Annotated in this window: 14 protein-coding genes; 7 read left to right on the forward strand and 7 right to left on the reverse strand. The window is 68.4% G+C overall.

All coding sequences use genetic code 11. The features are described from left to right. Positions 1–138: 138 nt before the first annotated feature. The 4 genes from MXD60_RS00110 to MXD60_RS00125 form a co-directional block, all read right to left on the reverse strand. Positions 139–321, reverse strand: a complete 183-nt coding sequence (locus MXD60_RS00110; protein ID WP_248816592.1) for a cytidine/deoxycytidylate deaminase family protein — start codon at positions 319–321, stop codon at positions 139–141. A gap of 105 nt (positions 322–426) precedes the next feature. Next, positions 427–1974 carry a mechanosensitive ion channel family protein gene (locus tag MXD60_RS00115; RefSeq protein ID WP_248816593.1) on the reverse strand — a complete coding sequence of 516 codons (1548 nt, stop codon included), beginning with the start codon at positions 1972–1974 and terminating at the stop codon, positions 427–429. A gap of 263 nt (positions 1975–2237) precedes the next feature. Continuing rightward, positions 2238–2795, reverse strand: a complete 558-nt coding sequence (locus tag MXD60_RS00120) for a GNAT family N-acetyltransferase (protein ID WP_248816594.1) — start codon at positions 2793–2795, stop codon at positions 2238–2240. Positions 2796–3056: 261 nt separating this feature from the next. After that, complete coding sequence (locus MXD60_RS00125; protein WP_248816595.1) at positions 3057–4784, reverse strand: serine/threonine-protein kinase; 1728 nt, start codon at positions 4782–4784, stop codon at positions 3057–3059. Between the two features lie 333 nt (positions 4785–5117). Here MXD60_RS00125 and MXD60_RS00130 point away from each other — a divergent pair, with 333 nt between their 5' ends. The 4 genes from MXD60_RS00130 (at position 5118) to fxsA (ending at position 8797) form a co-directional block, all read left to right on the forward strand. Beyond that, a complete protein-coding gene (locus MXD60_RS00130) occupies positions 5118–5807 on the forward strand; it encodes a GntR family transcriptional regulator (protein ID WP_248816596.1) in 690 nt (229 codons plus the stop codon). Between the two features lie 219 nt (positions 5808–6026). Continuing rightward, the gene (locus MXD60_RS00135) at positions 6027–7628 is read left to right on the forward strand and encodes an NCS1 family nucleobase:cation symporter-1 (protein WP_248816597.1); all 1602 of its coding nucleotides are present in this window, start codon (positions 6027–6029) and stop codon (positions 7626–7628) included. 139 nt (positions 7629–7767) lie between these two features. Next, the gene (locus MXD60_RS00140; protein ID WP_248816598.1) at positions 7768–8496 is read left to right on the forward strand and encodes an aspartate/glutamate racemase family protein; all 729 of its coding nucleotides are present in this window, start codon (positions 7768–7770) and stop codon (positions 8494–8496) included. Positions 8497–8626: 130 nt separating this feature from the next. Continuing rightward, positions 8627–8797 carry an FxSxx-COOH cyclophane-containing RiPP peptide gene (fxsA, locus tag MXD60_RS29615; protein WP_368861156.1) on the forward strand — a complete coding sequence of 57 codons (171 nt, stop codon included), beginning with the start codon at positions 8627–8629 and terminating at the stop codon, positions 8795–8797. A 36-nt stretch (positions 8798–8833) separates the two neighbouring features. Here fxsA and fxsT (MXD60_RS00145) read toward each other — a convergent pair whose 3' ends face one another. Further along, positions 8834–12748, reverse strand: coding sequence for an FxSxx-COOH system tetratricopeptide repeat protein (gene fxsT, locus MXD60_RS00145; protein WP_248816599.1), 3915 nt, complete (start codon positions 12746–12748; stop codon positions 8834–8836). Between the two features lie 75 nt (positions 12749–12823). Next, positions 12824–14284, reverse strand: coding sequence for a TIR-like protein FxsC (locus MXD60_RS00150; RefSeq protein ID WP_248816600.1), 1461 nt, complete (start codon positions 14282–14284; stop codon positions 12824–12826). A 548-nt stretch (positions 14285–14832) separates the two neighbouring features. On the opposite strand from MXD60_RS00150, the gene MXD60_RS30170 reads away from it, so the two are divergent. From MXD60_RS30170 to MXD60_RS00160, 3 genes are read left to right on the forward strand one after another with little or no spacing between them, the layout of a single operon-like run. Then, entirely contained in the window at positions 14833–15030 is a 198-nt protein-coding gene (locus MXD60_RS30170; RefSeq protein ID WP_518467072.1) for an FxSxx-COOH-like cyclophane-containing RiPP peptide, read from the forward strand. Between the two features lie 12 nt (positions 15031–15042). Then, positions 15043–16281, forward strand: a complete 1239-nt coding sequence (locus MXD60_RS00155) for an FxsB family cyclophane-forming radical SAM/SPASM peptide maturase (RefSeq protein ID WP_248816601.1) — start codon at positions 15043–15045, stop codon at positions 16279–16281. Next, complete coding sequence (locus MXD60_RS00160) at positions 16278–18131, forward strand: HEXXH motif domain-containing protein (protein ID WP_248816602.1); 1854 nt, start codon at positions 16278–16280, stop codon at positions 18129–18131. Before MXD60_RS00155 ends, MXD60_RS00160 begins: the two co-directional genes overlap by 4 nt. A gap of 16 nt (positions 18132–18147) precedes the next feature. On the opposite strand, the gene fxsT (MXD60_RS00165) is transcribed toward MXD60_RS00160, so the two are convergent. Beyond that, positions 18148–20697, reverse strand: a complete 2550-nt coding sequence (gene fxsT, locus MXD60_RS00165) for an FxSxx-COOH system tetratricopeptide repeat protein (protein WP_248816603.1) — start codon at positions 20695–20697, stop codon at positions 18148–18150. Between the last annotated feature and the right edge of the window lie 421 nt (positions 20698–21118).

Raw genomic sequence — 21118 nt, forward strand, 5'->3', positions numbered from 1 at the left:
ACTGCCGAGAGCACGTCAACGGCCGCGGGATCGGCCGGCCGGGAACCGAAAAGGTTCCCGCCCCGATCCCGCGGCCGTCGGTGTTTCCGCACCGTTCATACGAGGCCGAGCGGGCCGCGAAGTTCGTCGATCAGAGCGTCAATGTCGGCCACTCGTTCGACGGCCCGGGCAAATTCCGGTCTGCAACGCGGCGCCCATGCACAGGCAGCACGGCTCCACACTGGTGTAGAGCTCATGGTCGGCGAACGACCCCATGGGCAGCTGGGCGAGCGCGTTCACCTCGGCGTGGGCGATCCGCGAACCCGCGAGCTGACCTGGCACCGCGATGTCCTCATGGCGGGTGCTGCGATGGCCAACCAACACTTGTCCAGAACGCCAGGGGAATCCGGGAGCTCCGCCGCGTTCGGTCGGTTACGGACCTCGGTGTCAGCGCGGTTCCGTGGAACCGTCTGTGCCGCCGCCCCGTATGTCATCCGCCTGCGCGTCATCGGCCCGGATATCACGGTCACCAGACCGCTCGCCCGGATCCTCGTCGTCGGGGTCGGCCGGGGTCTCGCTGAAGTCGCGGGCCCGCTGGGCGCTGTCGGGGCTGGCGCCGGAGAACAGACGGGCGTCCTCGGTGGCGTCCGGGGGCGGCACGGACGGACCCGGGCGACCGGCGTCGCCGCGGCCCGCGGCGGCCGGGGCCTGGGGGGTGCGTTGTGCGGGCGGGGCATCCGCCGAACTGCCGGGACCCTTCCGGGGCGACAGCGTGACCGTGGTGATCGGCTCCCAGTCGGGGGAGCCGCCGCGCTTGCGCAGACGATCGGCGGCAGTGTCGTCGCGCTCGCGGATGAGGGTGCCGAGCCCGCGGCCGTCGCGGCCGTCGTCGGCGCCGGCGTGGCGGGCACCGTTGGCACGGTGGTCCGGGCGATGGCCGGCGGTGAACTCCGTGCCGGCGCCGAACAGGTGGGCGGCGGCGTCGAACTCGACCCGGGTGCGCGGCAACGCCGTGGGATGGTGGCGCTGCAGCCACAGCACGAGCGCCTCCCGCATGTGGCAGCGCAGGTCGAAGGTCGTCGGCCCGTCCTTGCCGCTGACCAGCACCCGGATCCGGATATGGTCCTCCACGGCATCGGTCACCTGCAGCACGCTCACCCGGCGGTCCCACAGGTCGGTGGCCTCCAGGACCCGGTGCATCTCGGCGCGCATCTCCTCGATCGGCACCTCCCAGTCGAGATCAAGCTCGACCGCGCCGAGCACGGCCGACTCCTTGCGGGTCCAGTTCTGGAACGGCTTCGTGGTGAAGTAGGTCGACGGCAGGATCATCCGTCGGTCGTCCCAGATGTGGACGACCACGTAGGTCAGCGTGATCTCCTCGATCCGGCCCCACTCCTCCTCGACGACCACCACGTCGTCGACCCGCATCGCGTCGGTGAACGCGATCTGCAGACCGGCGAAGACGTTGGCCAGCGACGTCTGCGCGGCCAGTCCGGCGACGATGCCGACGACGCCGGCGCTGGCGAAGATGCTCGCGCCGGCGACCCGCACGCTGGGGATCGTCATGAGCATCGACGCCGCCGCGATGACCGCGATGACCGCGACGGTGATCCGGCGTAGCAGGCTGACCTGGGTCCGGATCCGGCGGGCGTGCCGGTTGTCGACGACGTCCACGCGGTAACGCGCGAGTGCCAGTTCCTCGAGGACGAACGCCAGCACCACCACGCACCAGGCGATCCCGGCGACGAGCAGGATGCCGCAGACATGCTCCGTGGGCGCGGTCCAGTCCTGTTCATGGGTGGACCCCAGGGCGATCTGGAGCGCGATGAGGACCAGGGTCAACCGGACCGGCCGCCGACCTCGATGGGCAAGGTCGGCGACGATGCGCGAATGCTGGCCGATGCGCCGAGCAACCCGGTCTGTCAGGACGGCCGCGGCCAACGCGACGATCACCGCCCCGGCCAGCACGGTCAGTACGGCGATTGTTGACTGCATGTCGGAAAACGACAGATCGGGCGCGGCGCTTGGGCGCACAGGCAGGCTCCTCATCCTTCAGGGTCTCCGTCCCCGGGTTCCCTGCCCGTGATCGGGCCGAACGATGGAGTGATCCACGTCATAGTTTCTCGTTGGTGCAACAGCTCGCTGAGCGCGGACGGCAATCGCGTACGCACGTGGTGGAGCGTTGTGCGGAGCGGGCGGTCAGGTGCGGAGTGCGGCGCATCATCCACGTCGGGTGGAGGACGCGGACAGGCCCCGGCTCAGAGTTCGAGGGTGGGCAGGAAGCGGTACATGACGTAGAGGTCGACGTCGCCGTGCCAGGGATGGCGGAACGCGGCGGGCAGGGTACCGACCAGCCGGAACGCGAGCGAGCGCCACATCGCGACCAATTTCGGGTTGACCGAGATGACCGCGTTGAGCTGCATTGCCCGGTAGCCGCGGTCGGCGGCGTACTCGATCATCTGCTCGGCGGCCAGGCGGCTCGGGCTCTCCCGCAGGCCGGTCCGACCGCGGGTCAGGTACGGCGGGCCGCCATGGTCGACCCATTTCGGGTCCACCAGCAGCGTCGCCTGGACGACGTGGTCACCGAGCCCCGGCAGACTGGGCACCAGCAGGGCGGTGGCGACCACGGAGGTTCCGTTCGGGCCGTCTTCCTCGGCGACGAGGACCTCGGCGGGTGGCGGCAGCATCCACACCGCGCGGGCTGTGCCCTCGTCGGTGTCCGGTTGCCACGCGCACGTTTCGCCCTCGGCCACGACGGCGTGCCAGACGGGCCAGATTGCGTCCCAGTCGTCCCTGGACGCCAGCCGTGTGCGCACCTGTCCGATCCTGCCCGTTGACCGCTTCGCCCGAGTAACGGTTCGGCGCCGCCGACCGACGTGGGGGCACGAACGCGCCAGCCCTACGGCCTGCTACTGGCCGCGTCGTGTGCCGTCGACCTTGCGGTGCGCCGTCACTCGGTTCCCGTTCACGTTCCCATCCGTGACCATATGTCCGATCTCGATCATCCGCCCGAGTTTGTGTACGTGATCTGGTTCGCGTGCGGAATTCGCGGCGTGAAAGTCGGCGCCGGGCCTGCTTCAGCGCGCCGTTGGCCGGCCGGCCGCCTCGCTGCCGGCCGCCTGGCGGCCCGACTCCCGGTGGAGGCTGAACGTGCTGCAGTCGCTCAGGGTCACCCGGCCGCCCAGATCATCGGGTCGGTCGGCACGCGGCCGGGCGGTCAGGTTGACCATGTTGTAACCAGTCGGCTGGTTGATCCACCGCACGCCGCTGACGTTCATCGCTCCATCGGAGTAGATGACCCGCACGAGGTACGAGCCGCGCGCCACCGTCGGACTGACCGACACCGGGTAGAACTCGAACGTGCCCCACAGCGCGTGGTCGGGCGTCTCGATGATCGTCAGCAGCAGCCCGACCAGGCCCTGCGTGCAGGTGAAGCCGCCGCGCCAGTGGCCGACGAGCGCAATGGGCGGGGTCATGTCGGGGCTCGGGGATGTCGGCGGCGAGGGCGTGGCCGGGGCGAGCGTGGTGGGTGACGGGCTTGCTGGGGCGGTGACCAGCGGCGGCGCCGTCGCGGTACTGGCGGTCACGGGGCCGCCGTGTCCGCCGCCGCGGGTGAGAAGCGTGGCGACAATGGTCACGGTCAGCAGGCCCGCCACGGCAATCGAAGCCGGGATCCACGGGCTGGAAAGCCGCGCGTGCGGATGTCCCCGGGCCGGCCCCGACGGCTGCCGCGCTGTCGGTGGCGGTGTTGTCGGTGGCGGTGTTGTCGGTGGCGGTGCTGTCGGTGGCGGTGGGGGGAAGGCGTCCGGCCCGAACGGGGGACGCTGCTGGTCTGGCCCCGAGGGGGCGTGCTGCCTGTCTGGCCCCGACGGGGCATGCTGCTGGCCTGGCCCGGATGGGGGAGTCGGCCTTGGCGGAAAGGGCGCCGCCTGGGCCGAGCGGGCGGGGAGCCGCCAGTGCTCGTCGAGCAGCCGGGCGGTTGCCTCGGCCGGGTCCGCAGCCTGGGGCAACAGCCGCCGCAGCAGGACCGCCGCGGTCGGCCGGACAGCCGGGTCATGCTGGAGCGCGGCGCGCAGGACAGGCAGCAACCGCTCGGGGACGCCCGCGAGATCCGGCTGCTCCCCGATCACCCGGTAGATCAGTACTTCCGGGCGGCCCACTCCGTACGGGGGGCGTCCCGTCGCTGCGAACGCCACCGTCAACGCCCAGGAGTACACGTCGGTGGCCGGCCCGATCTGGTCGGTGGCGACCTGCTCCGGCGCCATGTAACCGGGGCTGCCCAGCACGGATCCGGGTCTGGTCAGCGGGGTCGACTCCGACAGTCGGGACACCCCGAAGTCGATCACTTTCGGACCGTTCGCCGACAGGATGACGTTGGACGGTTTGAGATCACGGTGGATCACGCCGACCTGATGCATGGCCTGGAGGGCTTCCGCGAGTCCCAGGGCGAGGGCGTCGAGCACGGTCGCCGGCAGTGGGCCCTCGGCCTCGACCACCTCGGCGAGGCTGGAACCGGCGACGTACTCGGTGGCAAGCCAGGGCCGGGGCGCGTCCGGGTCGGCGGCGACCACTCGGACCGCGCACGCTCCGCCGACCGCGCGCGCGGCCGTCACCTCCCGCCGGAACCGGCGCCGGAAGTCCGGCTCGCCGGCCACCCGGGAAGAAATGATCTTTATGGCGAGCGGTCGACCGGCCGGGTCGGTGGACAGGTACACGACCCCCATGCCGCCCGCGCCGATCCGGGCGGCGAGCTGATAGCCACCGATCTCCGTGGGATCGGAGGGACGCAGCGGTGAGACCGGCACGGTCGGGCGACTCCTCCCCGCGAGGACGGTATGCCTGGCGCGCGAAACCACAGCGAACCGGCATGAACCGGTGTTTCACCGTAGCCCGGTCGGGCCAGCGGCGCATGGTCGGTTTTGGTGGATGGTCCATCCCGCCAGCACTTTGCCCCACCGCGGTGAGCCACCGGCGGGGTCGCAGCCAGGGCCGGTCGGCGATCCAGGCGAGACCTGAACGTGGACCGGACGTAACAGGCCGGGGCTAAAGTCCCGGCAACGTGGCAGTCTCGGCCCGCGTTGCCGCCCCGGCACCGTGGCTGGCGCCAGCGTCCGGGCCCACGTCGACGGGAGGTTGCGATGCGAGTCCCCCGGCCACCCACCGCGTGGGTCGCAACCCTGTCCACGAGCTGGCGCGGCTCCGCCCGCGAGGCCATCCTCGGCGAGCTCAAGCGGGTCATCCTCGACGGCGCTGCGGGGCCCGGTCTGCCCATCCCGGTCGACGAGGTCGCTGCGCACTACCAGGTCAGCCGGATCCCGGTCCGGGAGGCGCTGATGATCCTGGTCGGCGAGGGACTGGTCGAGCACAGGGCCCGAGCGGGCTACATCGTCGCGACGCTCACTCCTGGTGAGCTGCGTGAGTTCTATCTGGTCCGGGAAGCGCTGGAGGCGGCGGCACTGGCCGCGGCGGTGCGGCGGGCGACCGACGCGGACGACGAGCTGGTCTCCGCGGCGCACCTCGCCACCTCCGCGGCGATCCAGGCTGGCGACTCCCGCGGGCACCACCGGGAGAGCCGCCGCTTCCACCTCGCGCTCATCAACGCCGGCGGGATGCCGCGGCTCGCGCACATGTTCGAGGCCGCCTGGAACATGACCGAGCCGGCCAGGCCGATGGACCACGTCTCCCGGGAGGCCGTCGCCGTCCTGAACGAGGACCACGAGCGGATGCTGGCCGCCTTCCGGGCCCGGGACACCAACGCGCTGCTGGAGATCTCGCGGCTGCACCACAGCCGCCTGCAGAACTTCGCACTGGACCTGCCCGAACACTGATCCGGGCTGCCCTCACTCCGGGGGGTCGGATATATCTGAGCCGTCATTCGACAGAAACATCGGCCCTTTATCTTTCTCAACAGCAGCCGGGCGGCGGAATCACTACGCCCGCACCGAGCGGTCTGGCGACGAAGTCGGCCGCAATGCCAGCGACCCGTCGCGCATTGACTGGCGCCCGCTCACCTCACGTGCAGCGCGCGGCCACACGAGGGAGAAAGAATGAACGAGTCCGACGTTTCCGCGCCGCCATCAGGCGCGGCAGCGGGCCACGGCGACCTCACCGAGGCCGCTGGTCAACCCGTGGGGGCGGGGCTGGTCAAGGCGAGCTACGACCCCCGGCTGGCCAACGAGGACCTGGCCCCGCTACGCGAGCAGACCTGGTCGTCCTACAACATATTCGCGTTCTGGATGTCCGACGTACACAGCGTCGGCGGTTACGTCACCGCCGGCAGTCTGTTCGCTCTGGGTCTGACCAGTTGGCAGGTTCTCGTCGCCCTTCTCGTCGGTATTACGATCGTGTATTTCTTCTGTAATCTCGTCGCTCGGCCGAGCCAGCAGGGCGCGGTGCCGTACCCGGTCGTGTGCCGTGCTCCGTTCGGCGTTCTCGGGGCGAACGTGCCGGCGATCATCCGAGGGCTCATCGCCGTCGCGTGGTATGGAATCCAGACGTATCTCGCCTCGGCCGCGCTCGACGTCGTCCTGCTGAAGCTGTTCCACGGGCTCACCCCGTACGCCGACGTCCACCAGTACGGCTTCCTGGGGCTGCCGCTGCTCGGCTGGTGCAGCTTCGCCGCGCTGTGGGTGCTGCAGGCCGCCGTCTTCTGGACCGGCATGGAGACGATCCGCCGCTTCATCGACTTCTGCGGGCCGGCCGTCTACGTCGTCATGTTCGCGCTCACCGGCTACCTGATCTACAAGGCCGGGTGGGGCGCGATGAGCCTGAACCTCGGTGGTGAGAAGCACGGCGGCTCCACGATCTCCATCATGCTCGGCGCGATCGCGCTCGTCGTCTCCTACTTCTCCGGGCCAATGCTCAACTTCGGCGACTTCGCCCGGTACGGAAAGTCCTTCGGCGCCGTCCGGAAGGGCAACATCCTCGGGCTGCCGTTGAACTTCCTGGTGTTCTCGCTGCTGGTGGTGCTCACCGCGTCACTGACGATCCCGGTCTTCGGCGAGCTCATCACCGACCCGGTGCAGACCGTCGCCCGCATCGACAGCACCTTCGCCATCGTCCTTGGCGCCCTGACCTTCACCACCGCCACCATCGGCATCAACATCGTCGCGAACTTCATCTCCCCGGCCTTCGACTTCTCCAACGTCAGCCCGCAGCGCATCAGCTGGCGCGCCGGCGGCATGATCGCCGCAGTCGGCTCAGTACTGATCACTCCGTGGAACCTGTACAACAACCCGGATGTCATCCGCTACACCCTGGAAACGCTCGGCGCCTTCATCGGCCCACTGTTCGGCGTGCTGATCGCCGACTTCTACTTCATCCGCCGTCGAGTGATCGTGGTCGACGACCTGTTCACGATGTCCGAGCAGGGCACCTACTGGTACCGCAAGGGCGTCAACCCGCCGGCGGTCATCGCCACCGTCATCGGCGCCGTCGTCGCGATGATGACCGTCGTCCTACCGGAGTCCGCCATCTCCTGGATCGACACCGCGGGCCAGTACAGCTGGTTCATCGGGATGGGCCTGGGCCTGGCCGTGTACTACGCCCTCGCCCGCCGCTCGCCGATCACGGCCTCGTCGCTGGGGGCACCCGTGCCTGCTCCCCGCGCCCCCCAGAGCCAGGGCAGCGAGCAGCCCGCCGCCTCCTGAGCGACTCCCCGCGCTGGCTGATCCTGGTCGCATCGGCTCGTGGGCCGGGCCCGTTCGGACGCTGCTCCCTCCGCGGCAGCGCCCGAACGGGCCGTCCCGACCTCCACCGTCAACGCCCCCCATCTGGACGGTCGACGTCATGCTCATCCGGGTCATCAATCCGAACACCACCGAGGCCATGACCAAGCTGATCGGCGAGTCGGCCAGGCTCGCCGCCGGTCCGGACGTCCTCGTCGAGGCCGTCACCCCGGCCATGGGACCCGCCTCGATCGAAAGCCGCTACGACGAGGCACTCAGCGTGCCCGGTCTGCTGGCCGAGATCGCCGCGGGAGAGGCGGCCGGCGCCGCCGGGTATGTGATCGCCTGCTTCGGCGATCCGGGCCTTGACGCCGCGCGGGAACTCGCGACCGGCCCGGTGCTCGGCATCGCCGAGGCGGCCATGCGCGCAGCCAGCAGCCTCGGCCGGGCCTTCAGCGTCGTCACCACCCTGGGGCGCAGCACCGGCCGGACCTGGGAGCTGGTCGACCGGTACGGCGTGCGATCCACCTGCCGCAGCGTGCGCGCCTGCGAGATCCCCGTGCTCGATCTGGAGAGCGATCCATCGGCACCTGCCCGCATCCTCGCCGAGTGCCGCGCCGCCCGCGACGACGACGGCGCCGACGTGATCGTGCTCGGCTGCGCCGGCATGGCCGACCTGTGCGCCGACCTCACCACCGCCCTCGGCCTTCCGGTCATCGACGGCGTGGCGGTCGCGACCGCCACCGTCGCCGCCCTCGCCCGGCTCGGCCTGCGCACGACCAGCTGCGGCGAATACGCCCCGCCACCCCCCAAGTCCTACAGTGGTGCGCTGCGCGACTTCGGCGCCTGAGCAAGTGGCACCAGGAGTGGCAGGAGGAGGTGGCGGAGGGCTGGCGGTGGACCCGTACGCTGCATCTGATGCTGGCCGTGCGAGACCGGAACAGGACGGGAGCGAGCAGAGCATGATCGACGGGGAGAACATGTTCGAGTCGGTTCTGCCCGACCTTTCGGGGGTGTCCCTCACGCAGCTTGGGGAGGACTCGAATCCCCATCTCGAACGGATTCTGGCCCGGCTACGCCGGGAGGCCGAGACCCCGGGCGCTTCTCATGCTGGGTTCAATTCCAGCGTTGGTCCTGACCGCGATCGTTGAACATCCGCCCGCGCCTCGCAGTTCCTGGTGTTGAACTCAGGGTGGCGGGGGGTCGATCTCGAGATCGATGCGGACGCCTTTTCGTACCCGGGTGGTGCTGGGGTGGTTTGACCCGAGACAATCCTCGAGATCTTGCAAAACGCTTTCCCGAACCGCGTTTCCGGTCGATTCCTGTCCCGTTCTTGCCAGGCTGGCGGCATGATTTGCAGCGACGAGCATCGTCAGTGGATGGCCGCCGCCGAGCTTCGTGCGCATGTTCGCCTCAACCCGCTGATCGAGCTCGCGCGCGCGTATGAAGTTCGCCGCATCGTAGTGACAGTTGGCGAGGTTGGCGGTGCAGTAGAAAATAAACGGGTGATCTTCCGGAAGTGATGTTGCGAGCGTTTCCACCGTCTGTTCCGCGAGTCGGATTGCGGCTGTGTTCCCGCCATCGTGGCGAAGCGCAATGATCAGTGCGTTCGCGGCGGCGAGGGTGTACAGGCTGTTGGCACCGAGTCGCCGATCGGCCTGGCTGTGGGTGTCTTCCGCCAGCCTGCGCGCCGCGGAGTAGTCCTGGGCCAGACAAAGATCGCAGACCAGGCTGACGGCGGTTGCCAGCGTCTCCGGATGATCATCGCCGACTCGGTCCCGCAACATGTCGAGGGTGCTCGCGGACTCACTGCGAGCCCGCTCCGTCTGGCCGCACCAGCGAAGTGTGATCGCCCGGTTGCGCAGCGATCGAAGGGTGTCGGCGTGGCTGTCGCCGAGAAAATCACGGCAACGCTCCACCGTCGTCTCGAGAATCGAAAGCGACTCCCGGTACCGACCGAACTCCCGGAGATCCCGAGCATAGCTGTCGGCGAACTGCAACGCAGAGACGACATCCTCGCCGTGTAGTCGACGCTCCCTGTCAAAGACATCACGACTCAGTTCAAGCGCATGCTTGAGGTCGCCAACAAAGCGTAGCGATACAGCGAGGTTGTTTGCGATCTGGATCCCATCCGGACGATCAAGCCAGCCGTTGGCACGGAATCGCTCGTATGTCTCCTCGTCCAGCCAACGAGCCTCCTGGTAGCTGTGCATTCCCCGCAGATCGCCACCCAGCGCCATCGCGGCTCGCAGGGTGAGCGTCGCTTCGGGCCCGAGCGTGCGCAGTAGCCGTCGTCTGGCCGTCTGGTCCAGGTCCCTGGCCTGTTCCGGATGCCCCAGGGCTCGCAGGCTGTCGGCAAGGTCGAGGGCGAGTTTCAGGGTTCGCTGGTCATCCTCGCCCAGAATGCTCCGCCAGATCTCGAGGGTCTCCTGGGCAAGCTCCCGACAACCGCTGTGGTCACGTTGCGTATACAGGCTGCGGACGACGTTGGCGACCAGGCCGGAAACCTCCGGCGAGTCGGACAGAGCCGCGCCCGCCGGCCCGATGTGCGGGCGAAGCAGGGAGTAGCGGGGCCAGCTGGCTGGATCGTCCGGCGTGCCCGGGTCGGCGGCCGCCAGAATGGCCTGGACGCGGCGGCTTACGTCCGCCCGCCGCGGGGGCGCCAGGTCGTCCCGGATCACCGCTTGCACGAGCCGGTGCATCTCCAGGCTCTGATCCTTCTCGTCCACCCGCGCCAGCGCATGTTCGGTGACATGTCGTACGGCGGTGCCGAGCGTGATCTCATCCCGGAACACCTGGTCTCCCGGCTCCGGGAGATCTTTCAACCCATCCCCGTACAAGATCGTGAGGCTGATCGGCTCGGGTCCGAAGAACGCACAGAGCTCGGCCAGGCGGGCTGCGGTGGGAGCCTTCTCGCGAAGTCGATCGACCGACAGCATCCACGTCCGGGCGATCGGACTTGCATTGGTGGTGATCTCCCCCTCCCAGAGGAGCGGGCCGGGGTCGCTCTCCAGTAGTTGAAGATAGCGTTCCGCGCTCATACCGGTCTCAGCGTGCCAGGCGCCCGCGAGTTCGAGCGCCAATGGCAGATCGCCGAGCGCTACGGCGAGCTGGGCGGCGACTTCGGCGGTCAACGCCGGCGCACGCCGGCGAAGCAGAGCGATGCTCTCGGCCCGGCTGAACGGGTTGACCTCCACTCGGTCCTGGCGACCATGCCAGCGCCGGTTCCGGGAGGTGATGAGCACGTGTCCGGGACCATGCGGGATCAGCGGAATGATGTCGTCGGGGCTGTCGGCGTTGTCGAGGACGAGTAGCCAGCGCCGGTATGGATCGCCGAGGCGTAGTGCATTCAGGACCTCGTCAATTGGCTCGTGACCGGAGCGGCTGTCCAGCCCCAGTACCGGTGCCAACGCCGCCAGGCCGCTGCGGACCAGGGCGGGCTGTTCGGAACCAACCCAGCAGACCAGGTCGTAGGAAGATCTGAACCGGTAGACGTACTCCACGGCAAGCTGGGTCTTGCCCACACCGGCGAGGCCCTGCAGCACCTGGGTGCTGGACGGCGGGCCTTCGCGGCCGACAAAACGGTCGCGGACGTGGGCGAGCACGCTTTCGCGGCCGACGAAGGCAGGATTGCGGGCCGGAACCCCCGCCCAGACCTGCGGGGGCGCGCCGGGGAACCGGAGGGCGCCGGCCACGTCGGCCGTCGTGCGGTCGGCCGTCGTGCGGTCGGCCGTCGTGCGGTCGGCCGTCGTGCGGCCGGCCGTCGTGCGGCGGCGCGGACGACCCGCGGCGGTCAGCAGAGCCCGGCGTGCAGGTGTCTCGTGCAGACCGACGAGATCCACGTGCTCGTACTCGTTGAACTCGACCGGAGGTTCGAAGTCCTCGATGCGAACGGGAAGAAGGCGCCGGGCAAGTCCATCCGGGTCGCGGGCGGCCGCGCGATGCCATCTGTCCTGGCCCTGCGCCGACCGGACGTAGGCGGACGACAGAAGAGCGACCGTCAGGTGGACGGGATCGGCATCGGCGTCGGGCTTCGACAGGCCGCCGTCCAGCCATCCCATCGATTCGCCTGCGAGCGGCTCCAGCGTTACGGCGAAGCCGACCGCGTGGAGCTCGGCGGCGATCCAGTCGGCCCAGCTTCGATCTCCGCCGGAATAGCTGACCACGGCGGCGGACGGGGTCGCGACCCGGGTCCGCTCGAAACTGGCCAGAACGCGGCGGCGTAGCCCCTCGTTCTGTTCGAGCAGGGCGTCCACCTGGTGATCGGTCAGATAGGAGACCAGTCGCTCGTAGGCGGCAAGGAGCGTCCCCTCCTGGCGTGGCCGATCTCCGAAGACGGCGAGAATCTCCTCGTACGCGTAATAGGGTTTGTATGGAATCTCCACATCACCCCAGTACTGCTCGCGCTCCGTGCCGTCGAAATCCTGGACGAAGGCGTCGAAGGTCTCCCGGGAGAGGTCCCGGCCAAGCTCGAGCTTTTTGTGCTCACCGTCTTCGACCCGCATCGGGACTGGTAGGATTCGGATCCCTTGGGTGGCATTTCTGATCGAACGTGCGACAGCCGCCGCACCTTCGATACTCTGTGTGCTGAGCGTAAAACAGTTGACGACAATGTCGGGCAGCTGGACTGTGCAGATTCCCGCGGTGTCGCTCAACCCGGTCCTGCTGTCGATGAATATCCAGTCGTAGCTCGCGCGCATGTTCGCGCCGAGACTGTCGATGAATTCGGCGCCGTCCCGCTCCTCGTAGAACGCGCTCCAGTCGAAGGTACTTACCCGCTGGGAGTATGCCGGGTCGTGGCGGCCGGAGCAGACAAAGTCGATCGTCCCGTCCTTCGGGAAATCCCAGTTCAGGGACTCGGCGTAGGGAGTGATCGCGGTTGCTCTTTCGAACCAGTCCTCCTCGCCGCGCACCGGCGGCGACAGCACTGTCGCGGTGAAGTCCCAGATCATGTCCATGATCCCGCGCATCGACCGTAGCTCGGGATCGTGTAGGAAAGGATGGAAGTACCGCTGCAGGCCGGGTGCCTCCAGGTCCCAGTCCACGACGAGAACGCGCTGGCCGCTGCTGGCGATCAGCCAGGCAACGTTGGCCAGCGCCATGGATCGACCGGTTCCGCCCTTGTATGAGTAGAACGTGACAATGCGCCCTGGTGGTGATCCCGTCACCGAAATCCCCTACGGGCCCTGGAGGAGTGGCCGGCGACGGGCTGGGGTGTCCCGGGTGCGAAGCGAGGCACGCGAGGAGAAGATGCGTGCCTGCGAGTCGGCGAGCAGCTGAACGAGCGCGGTGGTGAACTCCTCGGGTGAGGCAATATCCATGCGGAAGAGTGTGTCCCGGCGAACCATGTTGTTGGGGAGTGCCTCGGCGAGGGCGGCTCTCAGCTCGGTGGCATTTTCGACCGTCTCGACATCATCCGGATTCCAGGGAACCAGCACGCCGGTGGTCGGCTCGTTGCGCCGGTCGTACTCGATCAGTGCGGTTCGGAAGGGCTCCAGCTTCGCCGTCCACACGTCGACGACGAAAACAACGATCTCGTTTCGCTCTCTCGACCTCTCGAGCAGTTCGGTGATCTCGGCGCGCAGTGGCATGATGCTCGACGCCATCTCCTGGCTCGCCGCGACGGCCTGCGCCGCGATGCACACCCGTTGCTGGAAATGTGGATGGTAGGGCGCCCAGTCATCGAAATCATTGCCATAGTAATCCAGTTGCTGGCGTAGTGCCGACAGCGTCCGGGCCGACGTGACCGCGAACACGAAGGTGACCCGCTTGGGGCCGCCTCCCTCGGGATCGGACGTCGCGGCCACCTTGTGGCCGGGGGCCTGGGCCGCTGTTCGCTGCAGCTCGCGGGACCTGCCGATCCAGAAGTCAGGGCCGGGCCTGGGTGCGCGCGTACGGTCTGCCATCCGAGGGATGTCCCGGGCGTCGTCCCTCTCCGGAGGCGAGGTTGGCGGGACCGGCTGCGGGGAGGAAGGCGCCCCGGGAGTCGGCGTGGTCGGCGGCGCCGAGGGTCCTGGGGGATCTGGTGGATCCGGGGGCTCCTGTGGATCTGGAGGCGCCGCCGGGCCGAACGCGTTACGTACCAGGTGGAAGTCGGGTGCCTTCGTCATCGCCGGCAGTGGGGACTCCTCGGCCAGATGCACGATCCGCTCGGCCAGCGCCACCAGGAACTCCTGGTACTCGTCGTGGTTCCGGTTCAACTGCAGGAGATATCGCAGGCCGTTCTCGGCGTAGCACGCCCCTAGATCTTCGTGATTGTACTGTAGCCGGGCCAGGATCGTCGGCGGAGGCCGTAACGGCGTCCAGATCACCGGGAGTAGCGCTGGCAGACCTGCCGTCGCCCGGAGTCGGTCGCTGAAGACCTGCCACTCCCGGCCGCAGTACTCGGAGGTGAAGAAGGTGCGTGAGCAGATAGCCACAAAGGTCCGACACTTCCCGAGGGCGTTAGCCAGCTCGTCCGACCACGCCTGGCCCGCCTGAATACTCGAGGTATCGAGGAAGCCGACCTCCTCCGCGCTGGGATGCCCGCAGCGAGTCCGCACCTCGTGCCGTAGATCGGTGAAGAACCTCTTGAGGTAGGGGCCGTCGTTGAAGTCCGCCCGGGCGTAGCTGAGAAAGAGGTACGGGGGGCGCGTCATCAGCGTCAGGACTCGGCCAAAGGGGCGGACACCCATGAGATCATCTGGAGGGGAAGGGGGACGGTGCGCACTGAGAGTGGTCCGCCCGCGATGTTTTCAGGCGCGGCCGCACGCTGCCTTCGTTGGCAGGCCGACGCGGCGTGGACGATCTCCCCCGACGGCACTGGCCCCCTCGATTCTCACTCGACGGCGCTGGTCCGGCGCCTCCGCCAACCGCTCCAGCACCAGTTGTCGTTGAGTGAGAACAGAGTCTACGTGGTGGTCCTGCCGTATGCGGCGGCTGGTTTGGAGCCAGCCCGACACGGTACGGTCTGCCGCGGAAGAGTTGGGTGACTCGGCGTCGACCTAACGGCTGCGGCGCCGCGTTCAGAAACCGGCGAAGGACGGTTTTTGGGGGTCGTGGAGGTGCGAGCATCGGTCTCGGTTGTTGCTGTCCCGCCGCCGGAACCGATAATCTTATCGAGGTATTGCGCCTAGGCCCGCTCTACAGGCGTCCGACGGCGCCCCAGGCTACATTGGATGGCGGGGGCGGGCGGAGGAGGTTGCTGGTGGACAGCTGGTCGACGGGTATCGAGACACGCCTACCCGACATAAGTGGGTGGCCGCTTGACGTGATCGAGTCGGTGGACAACCCAACGTTGCGTCGCGCCGCGCGCCGGCTGGGCCGGGAGTCCGCACAGCAGCCCCCGACGCACGCCGGTTTCCAGTCGAGCGTGGGATTCAATTCCCAGATCTCGACCCCCTAGGCCGACGGAGACGTGCAGAATCTCAGCGTCGGGGCGCGGGGATCCGAGTGGCCGTACGGCTTCGTGCCGGATGAGGAGCTTTACCGCTCGGGCTGGCGTCCGCTGCCGTTCCGGCAGATCGTCCTCAAGGTGCACAGCCGCTGCAACCTCGCGTGTACCTACTGCTACGTCTATGAGCAGGCTGACCAGGGGTGGCGTAGTCAGCCGATCGTGATGAGCGGGCGCACCGTCGCCGCGACCGCCGAGCGGGTGGCGCGGCACGCCCTTGGGCATGGGCTGGACGCAATGGCGATTGTCCTCCACGGCGGCGAGCCCCTGCTGGCTGGTGCTGATCTCATCGGCGACCTGGTCACGACGTTCCGTGCGGCGGTGACGCCGAATACTCGCATCAACTTCACCCTCCAGACCAACGGTGTTCTCCTTGACGAGCGAATTCTCGAACTTTCCCTTCGTCATGGCATCGGCCTGGGAGTGAGCATCGACGGGGGAGCCGAGCAGCACAATCGGCGACGGCCGCGTCGCGATGGCGGCAGCAGCCTGGTGGGGACTCATGCCGGACTCGAGCGACTGACCTCGGCGCGGTTCCGTGCTGTCTTTGCCGGGCTGCTCTGCGTGATCGATCTGGGCAGCGATCCCGTGGAGGTCTACGAGAGTCTGCTCGCGTGGCAGCCCCCTGGCGTCGACTTTCTGCTGCCACACGGAAACTGGTCGGTCCGCCCGCCGGGACGGGTTGCCGACGAGTCCTCCACGCCCTACGCGGACTGGCTCATCACGCTGTTCGAACGCTGGTATACGGCCCCGGAACACGAGACGGACCTGCGCCTCTTTGATGAGATCATCGCGGTGCTCCTGGGTGGAAGCAGCCGGGTCGAGACCGTGGGTCTGACGCCGTCGACGGTGGTCGTGGTGGAGACTGATGGCTCGATCGAGCAGGTCGACGCGCTGAAGTCGGCCTACCACGGGGCGGCTTCCACCGGGCTGCACGTCGATCGAGACGATCTCGACGCCGCTCTTGATCATCCGGGTATCGTGGCTCGGCAGATCGGCGCGGCAGCTCTCGGGGAGGAATGCGCTCGCTGCCCGATCCACAAGGTCTGCGGTGGCGGCTATTACCCGCACCGGTACCGGCCGGGTAGCGGCTTCCGTAACCGCTCTGTTTACTGCCCCGACCTGGTGAAACTGATTATGTATATCGCCGATCGGATCCATGGTGATCTGGAGCCTGTCCGCCGCGATCTGGGACGAGTATGAAGTTCCACCGGCTGACCGCGGCCGATCTCGACGAGCTCGCCTGCGGGCGCGGAGGAGCGGAGCTTGTTCACCGGCTGCGGGTCACGCAGCTCAGCAGGCGGTTGCTGGTCCTGCGTGCCTTCCTGGATGATTCGGCTGACCTGGCGCCGGAAGCTGTCGAGAGGAGCGGACTCAACGCCAGCTTCGAGGTACTGGTCGCAGCCCAACGCCTCGGCGCCGACGTGGTCGATGATCTGCTGCTCTCCCCGGGTTTCGGGTTGTGGGCGATGCACTGCCTGCGCCGACTGCATGGCACCGTCACAGCGCCGACCCCGCTCGAGGACGAGTTGGCCGGTCTCGGTGCCTTCGCCGTCGCCGCGGCCCTGCGCTCCGGGCTCGACGTGGAGTTGACTCTGCTGATCAACGAGCACGGTCTGGTCCTGCCCACCCTCGGCCGCTACCGTGGCGGGCCGACCGGCCGAGTCCGAGTCCGCACCGGCCGCCGGCTGTTGACGATCTATGCTGATGATCCCGCCGATGGCCCACCGGTCCTGATCGACTGGCGACAGCCGGAACCGCCCGGTGATGTTTCGCCCGCAAGCGCGGGCTGGCAGCCGTTGCTCCTGCTCGGCAGCGAGGCGGATGGTGAGCGCATCGACCTTCACCTGGACTTCCACGACCCCTCCCGCCACCGGCTTGACCTGCCGATGGCAGACGAGGTCGGACCGGACGCGACTGACCTGTGGCAACAGCGGATCGACGAGGGTTGGCGGATCCTGTGTCGCTACGATCCATCGGTCGCCGAGGCGCTTGCCGCTGGACTCACGACGATCTATCCGCTCCGCTCGACGAGCGACGCCAACGAGCTCAGCGCCTCCGCCGGCGAGGCGTTCGGCGCGGTCGCGATGACGCTGCCGAAGGATGGCCTGTCGTGCGCGGCCGCGCTGATCCACGAGTTCCAGCACAACAAGCTGTCGGCGCTTCTCGACCTCGTCATCCTGGCCGAGCCGGTCGAGGGACGCCTGTTCTACGCACCCTGGCGCGCCGATCCGCGTCCCCTCCTCGGGCTGCTCCAGGGCGCCTACGCCTATCTCGGGCTTACCGAATTCTGGGACTTCCAACGGCGAGTGCTGACGGATTCGCCCTTTGCGCATTTCGAGTTCGCTCGGTGGCGGGAGGAGGTCTGGCGTGTCCTCGTGGCGATGCGGCTTTCCGGTGTCCTCACCCCGCTCGGACTGCGTTTCGTCGATGGCATGCGGACTGTGATCGGCCGGCACCGCCGGGCCGCGATACCGGCGGAGCCGCAGCGGTTGGCCCGGCAGGTCAGTGCCGACACCTGGACGACGTGGCGTCTGACCAACCTGGAGCCCGCTGCTGATCTGGTGGCGGGCCTGGCCGATGCCTGGACGAGGGGCCAGCCACCCGGGGGTGAGATGCGGGTCGACGCCGCTGTCCGGCCAGGCCGCCGCGGCCTGGTACACAACGCCCGACTGAATCTCGTGTATGTCCGGCTGAACGAGCCGAAGGTGTTCGCGGCGGCGCGGGAGGGTGTCCCCGGCGTGCTCGAGCAGGAGTACTCACTCGCTGACCGGGCTCAGGCATTCGGTGACGTCCAGCTGGCGGCAGAGGCCTACAAAGCGGGGATTACCGATGATCCGGATGATCTCACTGCCTGGGCGGGTCTCGCCCTGTGCCGGCGGGAGACCGGCCCAGCCCGCAGCCGGGTCCTCGTCGCCCACCCGGAACTGGTCCGGGCGGTGCATCGAGGGATCGAGGAGCGCACGGGAGAACGTGTCGACCCCGATACTCTGACCTCCTGGCTGCCCGAGCCGGTCCCCGCCGGGACCGCGCCGGGGACCGCGATGCCGTGACGGCGCGGCGGCGGCCCTACAGCGGCGGCGGCTCGAAGTCGAAGTCCAGCCGTTCGCCGCGAAGCCCGGCCTGCACATCCGGATGATTCTCCCCGAGGACGCGCCGGTAGCGGCGCATGGTGTCCTCGGTGAGCTGCTCTCCCTCTTCGCCTCGGCCGACGGCGGCGAGGTCCAGTGCCACGTTGGTCGCGCAGACGAGCGTGTGGGGGTGATCCGGCCCGAGGAGATCGCGGAACCTCGTCAGCGCCGCCTCGCCCATCTTCAGCGCCTCGTCCGTACGTCCGAGGACGGAACGCGCCGTTGCCAGGTTCGTCTGGCAGGTGAGGGTGTAGTGATGGTCGCTGCCCAGCCTTGCCTCCAGGCCGGTAAGCGACGCCATCAGCAGGCTCTCCGCCGTGTCGACCTGCCCGAGCTGGCGGTGGACGAGTGCCAGGTTCAGCGCGCAGCCGAGGGTATAAGGATGATCGGGGCCCAGCACGTCGCGGTACCGACGGACCGTTTTCTCGATCCGGACGGTGGCCTCTTCCGGCTCGCCGCCCACTCGCTGGGCGTTGCCGAGGTTGATCCCGGCGGCGAGGGTGTCCGGATGCTCCGAGCCGTACTGACTGCTGTTGGTGTAGCGGCTGTGCACCTCCTGCGCCAGCTCCAGCGCAGCGGTGAAGTCACCGGCCTTGCGGCGCGCCACGGAGAGCTCCTTGGCGTGCAGCAGGACATTGGGATGATCGACGGACAGGACGCGGCGTTGCACCATGTCCTGATAGATCATATAGGCCTGCTCGGACCGCTTCCGACCCTCGAGGTACTGCCCGGCCTGGCGGAGGTCGCGAGCCAGCGCGGCCATCGCGTGTACCACCCAGGTGCTGTCATCCCGGCCGTGGAGGGCCCGACGATCGGCGAGGTTCTGCTCGTCGGCGGCGAGAGCGCGCGCGTAGGAGCTGGTGAGGCTGTAGTCGACGGCGAGATTGTTGGCGGCGTTCTGGGTGGCCCGGTGCTCGTCGCCGAAGACCGTCTGGTGGCGCGCCAGGGAGAACTCGTCGAGCTCCCGGGCGGCCTCGAACTCGCCGCGGGCGCGTAGGTCTGCACCGTGGCCGTTGAGGATGACCAGCGTCTCCTCGTGGTCGGGGCCCAGCGCCGCGGTGATCGCCTCGAGAGTGGGACGCCGTAGGTCGTAGGCCTCGTGATACTTGCCGAGCGCCCAGAGAATGTCTGCTTTGACACCCTGGAGAATGAGGACGTCGGGGTCGTTGTCGCCGGAGTCGGCGATCCAGCGGGTCAGCGCCCGGTCCGCCTCGACGAGGCCGGTGGTGAAGTCACCGGTCTGGAACAGGTACCGGACGATGTGCTCGATCAGCTGGCGCGACGGCGAGTCCTGAGCCTGCTGGACCTGGGAGGGCACGATGTGGGGCAGCAGGCGGGCGAACTGGGCCCAGTTCGCCTCGTCGGCGTCACCCGGATCCGCACCGACGAGCAGCTGGTGCACCTCACCGCGGACGCGGGCCTGGTCCTCGGGGGTCAGCTCGTCGCGGATGAGCTTCTGGACGAGCCGGTGGACCTGCAGCGTTCGGTTGTTGGTGTCGATGCGGGCGAGCGCGTAGCGGCCGAGTTCCCGGATCGCTCGGCTGACCAGCAGCCGGTCCTGCATGGCGACGCCGAAGTCGGACTTCAGGATGTACTTGCCGCGGTCGAGCATCTCCATCGAGATCGGTTCCGGGCCGAAGAACGCACAGCGGCGCAGCAGCTCCAGCGCGAACGGCGACTGATCCTGCAGACGGCTCACCGACAGGCTCCACGCCGCCGCCACCGGTCTGGAGTAGTCGGCGGCGGCGTTCTCGGACAGCAGCCTGCTGCCGGCGTCGCGCAACAGCTCGAGGTACTCCTGGGCGTCCATGCCCGTCTCGGACTGCAGCGCGCCCGCCTGCTCCAGGGCGAGCGGCAGGTCACCGAGGGCCTCGGCCAGCTCGTTGGCGTCGGGAGCGGAGATCTCCGGAACCCGGCGGCGGAGGAACTCCAGGCTCTCCCGGCGGTCGAAGACGTTGACCTCGAGCGTGTCGACGTGGCTCATCCAGCTTCGGTTGCGGGAGGTCACGATGACGTGCCCCGGCCCGTGCGGGATGCTGGGGCGGATCAGCTCCGGCTGCTCGGCGTTGTCGAAGATCAGAAGCCAGCGGCTGTACGGCTCCCCGCGGCGCAGCGCGTCCAGCACCAGGGTGACCGCGTCATCGACCCGGAGCGGAGTGGCGTCGGAGAGGCCGAGTCGCGGGGCCAGCGCGGCGAGCGTCGATCTGACCAGCGACGGCTGGTCAGCCGGCACCCACCAGACGAGCTCGTAGTCAGTTTGGAAGCGGTGGGCGTACTCGATCGCGAGGTGGGTCTTGCCCACACCGCCGAGTCCGTGCAGGGCGTGCGGCAGCACCGCGGTGACGTCACGCGCGTCGGAGGTGATCCGCTCACGCAGCTCGGTGAGCAGACCTTCCCGGCCGGTGAAGTTCTTGTTTCGTTGCGGGACGCTTCCCCAGATGGTCGGAACCCGTCGACCGGTGTCCTGAACCGGAACTGACTTCACCACCGACGACTCCACTGTGCCCCCGCGTTGTCCGATGTGCACTTCACCTCTGCGTTGCCCCAAGCATCACGGCTGGCCGGCTCGCTCTGGCCGGCTTGCTCTGGCGCGAGACCCTGTTGGCGAAGGACAGTTTATATTACGCTCCGGCTCTCGCCTGGGAAGCGCCTGGCAAGCATTTCCTGTCGTTCTAAGCGGTTGCCTCGCAGCTACCTCCTTATATCTACCATGTGAGGTTTGCTCCGATCGTGGCGTCTCTCCCACCGATCTGATGGAGAAAAGCCCAGGTCGGACGCTTGGGTAGACGAACCGTGTGCCCTGTGTGTGCGGGTGAGCGGTGAGGCGGCCAGGTCGACCGAAGTCCAAGCGATGTGTGGTCGCCTCGCCCGGGTGGGCCGGCGCGGATCGCCGAGTGGGATTCCGGCCT

This window comes from Frankia sp. AgB32, from assembly GCF_023243045.1.
Lineage (GTDB): Bacteria > Actinomycetota > Actinomycetes > Frankiales > Frankiaceae > Frankia.

Bases quoted from the DNA above. Each gene is read 5' to 3' on its own strand.
- MXD60_RS00160 (WP_248816602.1), top strand. From the start codon at position 16,278: ATGAAGTTCCACCGGCTGACCGCGGCCGATCTCGACGAGCTCGCCTGC.
- MXD60_RS00135 (WP_248816597.1), top strand. From the start codon at position 6,027: ATGAACGAGTCCGACGTTTCCGCGCCGCCATCAGGCGCGGCAGCGGGC.
- MXD60_RS00140 (WP_248816598.1), top strand. From the start codon at position 7,768: ATGCTCATCCGGGTCATCAATCCGAACACCACCGAGGCCATGACCAAG.
- MXD60_RS00115 (WP_248816593.1), bottom strand. From the start codon at position 1,974: ATGCAGTCAACAATCGCCGTACTGACCGTGCTGGCCGGGGCGGTGATC.
- MXD60_RS00150 (WP_248816600.1), bottom strand. From the start codon at position 14,284: ATGACGCGCCCCCCGTACCTCTTTCTCAGCTACGCCCGGGCGGACTTC.
- fxsA (WP_368861156.1), top strand. From the start codon at position 8,627: ATGTTCGAGTCGGTTCTGCCCGACCTTTCGGGGGTGTCCCTCACGCAG.
- fxsT (WP_248816599.1), bottom strand. From the start codon at position 12,748: ATGGCGCTGGCCAACGTTGCCTGGCTGATCGCCAGCAGCGGCCAGCGC.
- MXD60_RS00130 (WP_248816596.1), top strand. From the start codon at position 5,118: ATGCGAGTCCCCCGGCCACCCACCGCGTGGGTCGCAACCCTGTCCACG.